8 protein-coding genes are annotated in these 10,108 nt (G+C 74.3%); 3 read left to right on the top strand and 5 right to left on the bottom strand.

What is annotated here, in order from left to right; all coding sequences use genetic code 11:
• From ABEB00_RS11055 to ABEB00_RS11045, 3 genes are all read left to right on the top strand, one after another.
• The coding region (locus ABEB00_RS11055; protein ID WP_345619145.1) for an ATP-binding cassette domain-containing protein at positions 1-835 on the top strand (835 nt) is incomplete at its 5' end.
• Positions 832-1,734, top strand: a complete 903-nt coding sequence (locus ABEB00_RS11050; protein WP_345619144.1) for an ECF transporter S component — start codon at positions 832-834, stop codon at positions 1,732-1,734. The genes ABEB00_RS11055 and ABEB00_RS11050, both read left to right, overlap by 4 nt.
• 89 nt (positions 1,735-1,823) lie before the next feature.
• Positions 1,824-3,404, top strand: a complete 1,581-nt coding sequence (locus ABEB00_RS11045) for a hypothetical protein (RefSeq protein WP_345619143.1) — start codon at positions 1,824-1,826, stop codon at positions 3,402-3,404.
• Here the strand turns inward: ABEB00_RS11045 and ABEB00_RS11040 are convergent.
• From ABEB00_RS11040 to ABEB00_RS11020, 5 genes are all read right to left on the bottom strand, one after another.
• Positions 3,358-5,409, bottom strand: coding sequence for a bifunctional glycosyltransferase 87/phosphatase PAP2 family protein (locus tag ABEB00_RS11040; protein WP_345619142.1), 2,052 nt, complete (start codon positions 5,407-5,409; stop codon positions 3,358-3,360). The two genes, ABEB00_RS11045 and ABEB00_RS11040, sit on opposite strands and share 47 nt — an antisense overlap.
• 202 nt (positions 5,410-5,611) lie before the next feature.
• Positions 5,612-6,004, bottom strand: a complete 393-nt coding sequence (locus ABEB00_RS11035; protein WP_345619141.1) for an FHA domain-containing protein — start codon at positions 6,002-6,004, stop codon at positions 5,612-5,614.
• A 190-nt stretch (positions 6,005-6,194) separates the two neighbouring features.
• On the bottom strand, positions 6,195-6,905 hold the full coding sequence (locus ABEB00_RS11030) for a hypothetical protein (protein WP_345619139.1): 711 nt from the start codon (positions 6,903-6,905) through the stop codon (positions 6,195-6,197).
• A gap of 5 nt (positions 6,906-6,910) precedes the next feature.
• Positions 6,911-7,567: a hypothetical protein gene (locus ABEB00_RS11025; protein WP_345619138.1), complete on the bottom strand. Its 657-nt coding sequence runs from the start codon at positions 7,565-7,567 to the stop codon at positions 6,911-6,913.
• 229 nt (positions 7,568-7,796) lie between these two features.
• Positions 7,797-9,881, bottom strand: a complete 2,085-nt coding sequence (locus tag ABEB00_RS11020; RefSeq protein WP_345619136.1) for an MDR family MFS transporter — start codon at positions 9,879-9,881, stop codon at positions 7,797-7,799.
• Positions 9,882-10,108 lie beyond the last annotated feature (227 nt).

Here is a 10,108-nt window from a genome sequence, read left to right as displayed (position 1 = left end):
GCCCGCCGCCGCGCCACCACCGCCGCGCCCCGCCCCGGCCGCCCGGTGGCGCCGGCGCCGCACCCCGGACGCCCCCGCCGCCCCGTACGCCGCCGAGGTCCGCGGCCTCGCGGTGCGGCTCGGGCGGACACCGGCGCTGCGCCGCGTCGACCTCACCGTCTCCCCCGGCGAGACGATCGCCCTGATGGGCCGCAACGGCGCCGGCAAGTCCACGCTGCTCGGCGCGCTGGTCGGCCTGGTCGAACCGGCCGCCGGTTCGGTCCGCGCGGGCGGCGCCGTACCGCACCGCACGGCCCCGCGCGACCTGGTGCGCCGCGTCGGCCTGGTCCCGCAGGAACCACGCGACCTGCTGTACGCCGACACCGTCGCCGCCGAGTGCCTGGCCGCCGACGCGGACGCGGGCGCCGGACCGGGCACCTGCCGGGCGCTGCTGAGCGAGCTGCTGCCCGGTATCCCCGACGCCGGGCACCCGCGCGACCTGTCCGAGGGCCAGCGCCTCACCCTCGCCCTCGCGGTCGTGCTCACCGCCCGCCCGCCGCTGCTCCTGCTGGACGAGCCGACCCGCGGCCTGGACTACGCGGCCAAGTCCCGCCTGGTCGAGGTGTTGCGCGGCCTCGCCGCGCGCGGCCACGCCATCGTGCTCGCCACCCACGACGTGGAACTCGCCGCCGAACTGGCCCACCGGGTGGTGCTGCTCGCCGAGGGCGAGGTGATCGCCGACGGGCCCACCGCGGCGGTGGCGGTCGCCTCCCCGTCCTTCGCCCCGCAGGTCGCCAAGGTCCTCGCCCCGCAGAAGTGGCTCACGGTCTCCCAGGTACGGCAGGCCCTCGCGTGACCGCCGGGGGACGGCCGGCGCCCGGAAAGCCGCGCCGGGTACGGGCGGTGCGGCTCGGGCCGCGGTCGGTCGCCGCGCTGGTACTGGTCGGCGCGGTCGGGCTGGCGAGCTTCGGCTGGCCCTTCCTCTCCCCGCCCGGGGCGCGGGTCAACGCGCACGCCCAGGACGCGCCCTGGCTCTTCGCGGGCGTACTGGTGCTGCTCGTGGCGGTGGTGGCGGCGACCATCGCGGAGTCGGGGCTCGGCCCCAAGGCGGTGGCCATGCTCGGCGTCCTGGCGGCGACGGGGGCCGCGCTGCGCCCCATCGGCGCGGGCACGGCCGGACTGGAACCGATGTTCTTCCTCATGGTCCTCAGCGGCCGGGTGCTCGGGCCGGGGTTCGGTTTCGTCCTCGGGTCGGTGACGATGTTCGCCTCCGCGCTGCTCACCGGCGGAGTCGGGCCGTGGCTGCCGTTCCAGATGCTGTCCATGGGCTGGTTCACGATGGGGGCGGGCCTGCTGCCCTTCCCGGACCGCCTGCGCGGGCGTACGGAACTGCTGCTGCTCGCCGGTTACGGACTCCTGGCCGCCTTCGCCTACGGCACGTTCATGAACGCGGCCGGCTGGCCGTTCCTCGACCCCGACGGCTCGTCCGTCGCACCCGACCCGGCGGCCGGGACCGCCGCCAACCTGGCCCGCTTCGCCGCGTACTGCCTGGCCACCTCGCTGGGCTGGGACACCGGCCGCGCCCTCCTGACCGTCGTCCTGACCCTGACCCTCGGCACACCGGTCCTGAAGGCACTGCGCCGCGCCACCCGCCGGGCGGCCTTCGAGACACCGGTCGTGTTCGAGGCGCCGGAGCTGTGCGAAGCGCCGGAGCTGTGCGAAGCGCCGGAGGGGCCTGGGCGCCTCCCCCGCTGACCGGTCAACGTTTCTGTTCGATTTCACGTCTTCGTCCGTGCCCCGACCGCCGCGCACGCTCGACGACACCGAACGGATGACAGCGAACCGTGGTCCCTGCCGAGTTGTCCGCGTTCCGGGACCGCCGTCGCGTCCCGCTGCTCGCCACCGCGCCGACCCTGCCGCTGTACGCGCTGTGGTGGGGGTGGCTGGCCACCGGCGGTGGTGATCTGGCCGCCCAGGTGGCGTGGGCGCAGTTCGCCGGCCGGCACGGGGACTCGGCGTACGGGCTGTTCTGGTACGGCGGCATGCACACCGCCAACTACAGCCTGATATCGCCGTATCTGATGGCCGCGCTCGGGGTGCGCACGGTCACCGTCGGCTCGGGGCTGGCCGCCTCCTGGCTGGCGGCCGTGCTGGTGATCCGCGCCGGGGTGCGCAGACCCCTCGGTCCGGCGCTGCTCGCCGCCCTCGCGCTCTGGTGCAACGTCGCCTCGGGCCGTACCACCTTCGCCCTCGGCGTCGCCCTCGCGCTCGCCGCCTGTCTGCCGCTCACCGGGGACCGGCGCCCCGCCCTCGCCGCCGGCTGCGCCGCCCTGGCCACGGCGGCCTCCCCGGTGGCGGGGCTGTTCCTGGCCGTCGTAGGCGCCGGGTTCCTCGCCGTACGGGACTGGGGGCGGGCCCTCGCGCTGCTCGTGCCGCCCGCCGCGGTGGTCGCGGTGACCACGCTCCTCTTCCCGTTCACCGGCGAGCAGCTCATGCCGCCGGCCCGGGTCTGGCCGCCGGTGCTGCTCGGTCTCGCCGTCGCCCTGCTCGCACCGCGCGAGTGGCGGGTCGTCCGGCTCAGCGGGGGCGTCTACGCGGCCGGGACCGTGCTGGCGTATCTCGTCCCCTCGCCGGTCGGCACCAACGTCGAGCGGTTCGCGGAGCTGTTCGGGCCGGCCGTGCTGCTGGCGGCGCTGCTCTCGGTGGAACGGTTCCGGCGGGCCGGCCGCCACCTGCTGATCGCCGCCCTGGTCCTCTGCGTCGTCTGGGTCGGCAAGAAGACCGCCGACGACCTGGTGGTGTCGACCTCGGTGCCCGCCTGGGCCGCCGAGACCAGCGGGGTCGTGCGCGCCCTGGAGGGGCTCGGCGCCAACCGTACCCGGGTCGAGGTGGTCCCGGCCCGCAACCACCGCGAGGCCGCCCGCCTCGCCCCGTACGTCAACCTGGCCCGCGGCTGGAACCGGCAGCTCGACATGGAACGCGCCCGCCTCTTCTACGACGGCACCTTCTCCGCCGCCTCCTACCGGGCCTGGCTGGACCGGTGGGCGGTGGGCTTCGTGGTGCTGCCGCTGGGCCGGCCGGACGGCTTCGCCGAGGAGGAGGCACGGCTGGTACGGGAGCGGCGCCCGGCCTGGCTGGAACCGGTCTGGCGGGACCCGCACTGGCGGATCTACCGCGTACGGGACGCCGTGCCGCTGGTCTCCCCGCCCGGCGAGGTGGTCGGCACCACCGGCGCCGACCTGCTGCTGCGGACCGCCCGGCCGGGCACCCTGACCGTACGGGTCGCCTGGTCGCCGTGGCTGCGGGCGGACGGGGGCTGTCTGGCCCGGCACGGCGAGTTCGCCCGGCTGACCGTGACCGCGCCGGGCGCCTACCGGATCAGCTCGGGGTACGGTCCTTCACCACGACCGGAGGACCGCTGCTGACCTGGGCGGCGGCCGGGACGGTCCGCGCCCGCGGGCCCTGGAACAGATAGGCCAGCCCGAAGCCGGCGCCGACCACCGCCGCGCCGCCCACCGCGTCCAGCACCCAGTGGTTGCCGGTCGCCACGATCGCCGAGACCGTGAACAGGGGGTGGAGGAGGCCGAGCGCCTTCATCCACGCCCTGGGCGCGATGATCGCGATCGCCAGCCCGCACCACAGCGACCAGCCGAAGTGCAGCGAGGGCATCGCGGCGTACTGGTTGGTCAGCGCGGTCAGCGTGCCGTAGTCGGGCTGGGTGAAGTCCTGCACGCCGTGCACGGTGTCGATGATCCCGAGGTTCGGCATCAGCCGCGGCGGGGCCAGCGGATAGAGCCAGAAGCCGACCAGGGCCAGCAGGGTGGCGAAGCCGAGCGAGGCGCGGGCCCAGCGGTAGTCGACCGGGCGGCGCCAGTACAGCACGCCGAGGACGGTCAGCGGCACGATGAAGTGGAACGACGTGTAGTAGAAGTCGAAGAAGCCGCGCAGCCAGTCGACCCTCACGACCGCGTGGTTGACCGCGTGCTCGATGTCGAGGCGCAGGAAGCGTTCGAGGTCGAGGATCTGGTGGCCGTGCTCCTCGGCGCGGGCCCGCCCGGCCGAGTTGCTGCCGCCGGTCGCGGCGAGGCGGACCTGGGAGTAGGCGGCGTAGGTCACCCGGATCAGCAGCAGTTCGAGGAGCAGGTTCGGGCGGGTCAGCACCCGGCGCAGGAACGGCAGCAGCGGCACGTACCGGAAGCGGGTGGGGGCCGGGTCGGCGTACCGCGTCGGGACGGGGGTGCCGTAGTACGGCGAGGTGCGGGAGAGGAAGGGGACGGCGACGGCGGCGGCGAGGGCCGCGACGAGGACGGCGTTGTCCCGCACCGGCGCCAGGACGCCCATGTTCGGCAGCAGCATCTTCGCGGGCAGCGTCATCACCAGGACGACGGCGACCGGCCACACATACCGGTCGGAGGCGCGGCTGCCGACCCGGCCGACGACCGCGAGCAGCACCCACAGGAGCTGGTGCTGCCAGGTGGTGGGCGAGATGGCGATGGCCGCGCAGCCGGTGATCGCGACCGCGAGCAGCAGTTGGCCGTCGCGGGCGTAGCGCACCGCGCGGCGCAGGCCGAGGACGGCGACGACCGCGCCGAGGACGACGAAGAGCGCGATCTCCAGCGGGCCGGTCAGGCCGAGCCGCAGCAGGGCACCGTGCAGGGACTGGTTGGCCAGGTCGTCGGCGGCGCCGCCCAGGCCGACGCCGGCCATGTGGTGCACCCAGTACGTGTACGAGTCCCGTGCCATCGCCGCCCAGGCCAGCGCGGTGCACGCGGCGAAGGTGCCGGCGGTGGTCAGGGCGGCCCGGCGCCGGTCGGTGAACCACAGCAGCGGCACGAACAGCAGCACGGTCGGCTGCAGGGCGGCGGCGACGCCGATGAGCAGCCCGCCGGAGCGCTGGCCGCGGGCGGCGAAGCAGCCCAGCAGGACCAGCAGGACCGGGATGATGCTGGTCTGGCCGAGCCAGAGCGTGTTGCGCACCGGCAGCGACAGCATCAGCAGGCTGACCGCGACCGGCGCGGCGAGCAGGGCCGTGCGGCGGCCGACCGGCTGCGGCAGGGCGCGGGCGGCGAGCAGGCCGAGCGCGACGACCAGCAGCAGCGTGCCGAAGGTCCAGCCCCAGCCGAGGGCCTGTTCGGCCGCCCGGGTGAACGGTTTGAGGACCAGCCCGGCGAACGGGGTCCCGGTGAACCGCGTGGAATCGTAGAGGGAGCCCTCCACGTGCAGGACGCCGCTGGGCCCCACCCAGGTCTCCAGGTCCGTCAGCCGCTCCCCCCGCGGGCTGCCGAGGACCACCGCGAGCTGGCGCGCGACGAGGACGGCGGCGACCAGCCACAGTCCCAGCCGTGCCAGGCGCAGGCGCGCCCTGGCCGTGCCCCCGTCCGCCCCGCCGAAGCCCTCCGCCGTTCGCCCACCGTGCTCCGCATTCGCCACGCCTCGTCGGCCTCCCGCCCCGTTCGTCCCACGCGTCCGATGCGCACAGGTTCTTCGCGAACCCTACGAGGCTCGCACCACCCCCGGAGAAAGACGCAGGCAACCCCGCCTTCACCTGACGGCCTCTCTCGTTTTGTCCGGATGACGATAGCGGGGTCGGCGTTCGGGCGCCGTACGGATGAGCGAGGCCGGGGCGGGGGGCTCAGATCTCGTGGTAGAAGCCGACGTGCACGCCGCGGGGCTCGTTGCGGTCCCGCACGATCACCTCACCGCTGCCGCCTCTCGGCAACGGCACCGTGCCGCCGTACGCGACGGGCCTGGTGTGTCCGCCCGCGGTCACGGTGACCTCGGAGGACGGGTCGGGCTGTGAGCCTCGCAGCCAGGTGAGGCGCCAGGTCCCGTCGGGGTCGTACCGGAACTCCAGGTGGGTCCGGGAGACGAACAGCCAGTCGTCCGGTGTCGCCAGCCGGCAGATCGACCTGTCCCGGCCGACGCGCAGCACGGCACCCGGCTCGCTGGGCGCGTCGGTCATCTGCATGCCGGCCGTGGCGCCCGCGTCCGCCGAGGTGACGGCGACCATGGTGAGTTCGAGCACGTGCGCTCCTTCGGGGACGTTCCGCTGCGGATCCGCCGCCGCATGATAGAGCGGCCGGTGCCGCGCTGTCCGGCGCATGACGGTCCGGACATGCCGCCGCCCGGCTCCCCGCCGAAGCTTGCGGCCCTACGACGTCGAAGAGGTCGTACGGCGGTGGCGGGGGAGCCGGGCGGAACGGAACCGCGGCGTCCTACAGGCGCAGGAGGCGGTCCGACAGCTCGCGGTAGTCCCGCAGAGCGAGGCGGAGCTGCTCGGTGTCGGCGGCGGAGTGCTTCTCCCCCGCGTCCGTGGACTGCCAGGACGTGCGCAGCGTGTGGCGGCGCTTGGTCACCGCGTCCGTGAAGCGGGAGGCCAGTTCCTCCAGGACGCGGTCGGCCTCCTCCACCGAGGCCCGCGGGCCGTCCACGAAGCCGGCGACGGCGTGGTGCAGCCGCTCCCCGAACTTGTCCGACTCCTCGTGGGCGAGGAGCGAGGTGCCGGAGGAGGAAGAGGTGGCGGAAGAGGCGGAGGAGGCGGAGGGAGCGGCAGCGGTGGTGGGGGTGGAGCCGAGACCGGGGGTCGGGGTGGGGGTCGCGGTCGCGGCGTGCTCGGCGTGCTCGGCGGTACCGGTACCGGTACCGGTACCGGTACCGATGCCGGTGCCGGTGCCGTCCGGGTGGCTCGTGTCGCTCGTGTGGCTCGTGTCCGCGATGCCGTCCGTGCGGCCGGTGCTGCCGGTGCCTTCGGTCCGCAGGTGGGGGGTGGTCTCGGCGCGGGTGCCGGCGGCGTGGTCGGCGCGGGCGCCGAGCGGTGCGTCGGGGTCGAGCGCCGCGTCGGAGTCCAGCGGAGTCACGCCGGGGGTCGGGGTGTGGTGGCCGCGCTCGGCGGGCGTGCCGCCGGTCGGTCGGGTCACGTCAGTCATGTGTCTCAACTCTCCTTTGCTTGACGCCGGTTGAGCGCCCAGGACTGGTCGTTGCCGCGGGCCGGGGTCCGGCTGTCGCCGTCCTTGTCGGCGGAGCGGTGGCCGTCACGGCCGTGGCCGACCAGGTCCTCGAACAGGGCGCGGGCCTCGACCATGGCCTCGCGCAGCCGCTCGGTGCCGGCCGCGCCGTCCGTGTCCGGATGGGCCTGCGCGCCGTCGTGCACGCGCCGGTAGCCGTCGACGTGGTGGGCGTGGTGCACGGACAGCGCGGAGACCTGCTCCTCGTACTGCCCGCCCTCGGGGAAGCCCCGGGCACCGGCCACCTCGGAGAGCAGCCGGTCGGCCTCGGCGACCGCCTCACGCGGGGAGTCGACGAACCGCTCCTGCGCGGCCGCCCAGCGCGCCTCGAACCGGTCGCGCTCGGCCGGCTCCAGCGTCCGGGTCCGCAGCGAACCGTGTCGCTCCACGCGCTCGGTGAGTTCGCGCTCGGCCGCCTTGGTGTCGCCGTCGTGCCGGGCGACGGTCCGCTCGTACTCGGGCCCGAAGCGCCGCTTCAGGCTGCCGCCGTGCTGCGGTCCCCGGCGGCGCATGGTCAGTACGGCCGCGACGGCGATCACGGCCGCCACGATCACGATCAAAGCGATGATCACGCCTGTGGACATCGATGCCTTCCAGGTTCTCGGCCCCACCGGCTCTCCGTGCGGGCCGGTTCGCGGTCCGTATACCCGCTGTGCCTCCGTCAAACGGCGCGGTCCGGCCGGCGGAGGTGTCATTCCGCCCCCCGGAGCCCCATCCCTCGCACCCTTCCCGGCGCTCGACCACTTGCCCGCCGCGCACGCCCCCACCGACACTGACCGGAGCCGTACGCCGAGCACGGGTTCGCCCAGGTGCTCAGCGCGTGCCGGTGAGGGCCCGTCCGGTGCGTCCGGTGCGGTCGTCGTGGTCGTCGTGCGGGCGTTCGCGTTCCGCGCCGCAGAGTTCGCCGCTCAGCTCGCGCACCAGGCGCACGAGGTCGGTCGGGCGGTCCGGGCCCCACCAGTCGCCGAGGAGCGCGGACAGGGAGTCCTCGCGGGCCCGCGCCAGCCGTTCGGCGACCTCGGCGCCCTCGGCGGTCAGGATCAGGTCGAGGCCCTGGCGGACGGCGAGGCGGCGCACCTCGGCCTGGCGGGCGGCCTCCAGCACCACGGTCAGCGGCAGCGAGGTGCGCTCGGCGAGCAGGCCGGGTTCCGCGCTGCCGTACCGCCTGATCCGCAGCAGCAGCCAGCTCGTCGCGGGCAGCAGGTCGTACCCGGCCCGCGCGGTGATCCGGCGGTAGATCGCGCGGCGGCCCTCCCGGGTGCCGAGCACCGACAGCGCGCGGCACACCTCGTCGTGGGAGGAGCGTTGCACCGGGTTGCTCGCCAGGGTCTGGGTCGCGTCGGGCGCGGTGACCGAGCCGCGCAGCCGGTCCTCCTTCAGGAACCAGGCCAGGACGAAGCCGACGAGGGCGACGGGAACGGCGTAGAGGAAGACGTCGGTGATGGAGGAGGCGTAGGCGTGCACGGCCTCCGGGCGCAGGGCGGGCGGCAGGGCGCCGATGCCGCGCGGGTCGGACTCCAGGGTGTCGGCGGAGACGCCGGGTGGCAGCGCGGCGCCGCGGAAGGCGTCCGCGAGCTGGTCGGCGAGGCGGCTCGCGAAGATCGTGCCGAAGACGGCCACGCCGAAGGACGCGCCGATGGAGCGGAAGAAGGTCGCTCCGGAGGTGGCGACGCCCAGATCCTCGTACGGGACGGCGTTCTGCACGATGAGGACGAGGACCTGCATCACCAGGCCGAGGCCCAGGCCGAAGACGAAGAAGTAGGCGCTCATCTCGGCGGTGGCGCTGTTCTCGTCGAGTCGGTGGAGGAGGAGCAGGCCGAGGGTGGTGACGGCGGTTCCGGCCACCGGGAACACCTTCCAGCGGCCGGTGCGGCTGACGATCTGCCCGGAGACCGTCGACGACAGGAGCAGGCCGATCACCATCGGCAGCATGTGCACGCCCGACATGGTGGGGCTGACGCCCTGCACGACCTGGAGGAAGGTCGGCAGGTAGGTCATCGCCCCGAACATGGCGAAGCCGACGACGAAGCTGATGACGGCGGAGAGCACGAAGGTGCGCACCCGGAACAGCTTCAGCGGCAGCACGGGTTCGGCGGCCCGGCGCTCCACGGCCACGAAGGCGACGGCCAGCAGCACGCCCAGTACCGCGAGCCCGATGATCTGCGGCGAGCCCCAGCCCCAGGTGGTGCCGCCGAGCGAGGCGACCAGCACCAGGCAGGTGGCGACGGCGGCGATCAGGAAGGTGCCGAGGTAGTCGATGACGTGCCGTTCGGAGCGGCGCGGGATGTGCAGGACGGCCGCGATCACGCCGAGCGCGACGAGGCCGACCGGCAGGTTGATGTAGAAGACCCAGCGCCAGCTCAGGTGCTCGGTGAAGACGCCGCCGAGCAGCGGGCCGAGCACACTGGTCGCGCCGAACACCGCGCCGAACAGTCCCTGGTAGCGGCCCCTCTCGCGCGGGGAGACCAGGTCGCCGACGATCGCCATCGACAGCACCATCAGCCCGCCGCCGCCCAGCCCCTGCACCGCCCGGAAGACGATCAGCTCGGTCATGCCCTGCGCCAGACCGCACAGCGCGGAACCGGCCAGGAAGATCACGATCGCGGTCTGGAACAGCCTCTTGCGCCCGTACTGGTCGCCGAGCTTGCCCCACAGCGGGGTCGCGGCGGTGGAGGCCAGCAGATACGCGGTCACCACCCACGACAGGTGCTGCATGCCGCCGAGGTCGCTGACGATGGTGGGCAGCGCGGTCGAGACGATGGTCTGGTCGAGAGCGGCGAGCAGCATCCCGAGGAGCAGGGCGCCGATGGGGACCAGGACGTTGCCCGGTACGTGTTCCCGCGCGGGGGTCCGCGCGCTCAGCGACGCGCCCGTCGTCCTGCTCGCATCCCCGGCCATGAGGCCTCCCGAGGCTCGGTGGCACCTTCCCTCCTGCCGGTGTGACCAGTTATGGCCTGTTCAGTCGTACGGGGAGCCGGTAATCCGGGGGCACGTGCGCGGGGGTGTGGAGAAGATCTGCATAATCTCTGGAGTTCGCGGGGGGACGCGAGGAGACGCGAGGGGAGGGGACGGAGCAGCGTGGAACAACCGAAAGGTTCCGAAAAGCCCGCAGGGCGGCAAGGACA

This window comes from Streptomyces ziwulingensis (assembly GCF_039542605.1).
Classification (GTDB): Bacteria; Actinomycetota; Actinomycetes; order Streptomycetales; family Streptomycetaceae; genus Streptomyces; species Streptomyces ziwulingensis.
This window is presented reverse-complemented; position numbering and strand designations above follow the sequence as displayed.